Origin of the sequence: Acinetobacter sp. YH01008 (assembly GCF_013420435.1) — a bacterium.
Taxonomy (GTDB): Bacteria; Pseudomonadota; Gammaproteobacteria; order Pseudomonadales; family Moraxellaceae; genus Acinetobacter; species Acinetobacter pseudolwoffii.
Genome location: NZ_VOYD01000085.1, coordinates 1 through 1166, shown reverse-complemented (window position 1 = coordinate 1166; position 1166 = coordinate 1). Strand labels below are relative to the sequence as shown.

At 34.8% G+C, this 1166-nt stretch carries 2 protein-coding genes and 1 pseudogene; all 3 read right to left on the bottom strand.

All coding sequences use genetic code 11. From position 1 onward, the window contains the following. A pseudogene (locus FTT75_RS15750) lies at positions 1 to 234 on the bottom strand (hypothetical protein); the annotation flags it as partial. A 126-nt stretch (positions 235 to 360) separates the two neighbouring features. Beyond that, a complete protein-coding gene (locus FTT75_RS15670) occupies positions 361 to 642 on the bottom strand; it encodes a type II toxin-antitoxin system YafQ family toxin (protein ID WP_159124547.1) in 282 nt (93 codons plus the stop codon). Then, positions 635 to 928 carry a type II toxin-antitoxin system RelB/DinJ family antitoxin gene (locus FTT75_RS15665; protein ID WP_159124548.1) on the bottom strand — a complete coding sequence of 98 codons (294 nt, stop codon included), beginning with the start codon at positions 926 to 928 and terminating at the stop codon, positions 635 to 637. Before FTT75_RS15665 ends, FTT75_RS15670 begins: the two co-directional genes overlap by 8 nt. Between the last annotated feature and the right edge of the window lie 238 nt (positions 929 to 1166).

The following is a 1166-nucleotide window of genomic DNA, read 5'->3' as shown; positions in this document are numbered from 1 at the left end:
ATTATTAGCCCAAATAATAAATGAACCGGTATCACTACCAAGCCGAATACAACCATAAGGATCTACATGCAATTTCCCACCAGTAATGGTTACTCTTGAACCAGAATTAGCATGTTTAATAAAAATGATAGGTTTTACTGACTCTATGGAGTTAGATACGGGTTGGGACTTCGCTATACAACCAGTAAGCAATGTAATAATTATAAAAATTTGAGCTAAATTTTTTATTCTCATATTGAACTCTTTGAAGGCCATGCAATGCTTAGCTTCTTTTCAAACTTTCTTATCGTGCAACTAGCGTAAAGTAGCTCGATGCTTTGAAACATGGCTAAAGCCATATTTCAAAGCATCGAGCTAAAATTAGCCAAAAATCTCTGAATGGCTATCTAACTGGTGTAACTCTAAAATGTCATCCCCTACGAGCCTGTAAATCAAGACTAAATCAGGTTTAACGTGACAATCTCGACAATTCTTAAACTCAGCACCACCTTTTAATGGGTGATCTAGGTATTTTTCAGGCAATGGACTATTAGCAACTAAACAGTCCAGTACCTCAGCCCATTCAGCCGTAACTAAATCTAAGTAACGTCTTTTAATATTTCGTTTAAATGAGTTGGTTACGATGATCTTTCGTTTAGCCATGAGCTTCATCCGACATGGCTTTGATTGCTTCTTCTACTGTTTCGTACTCGGTGTACTCCCCATTTTCAATCTCTTTAAGAGATTGAAGCAACTTTGCTACTGCTGTTGGGGTCAGAGTTGGTTCTTTCGCATAGTCAAAAGCTAATGGAACAGTTCTTGTTTTCACCACCTGATTTAAAAAAAGTTTAAATGCTTGTGGCATTGTTAAACCATATTCTTCAAAAATATGATTTGCATTATCCCTCAAGTCTTCTTCTAAACGCATATTAAAATTGACTGCGGACATGGTTAATTCCTCTAAAAACCAATAATGTAAAGACAATATAAGGCATTATCTTTACATTTTCATTACTTTTGATGTAATAAATGGTTTCTAATCGCTAAATTTCGTATAATCGCCATTATGTTAAATAACTTTTAGAAGCTTTAGTACAAGCTTGACAGATTGTCTTATCATTATAAAATAACCTTATTCAAATCATCCTCCCAAGAGTAACGCCAATGAAGTAAGTCATTTTCTCATC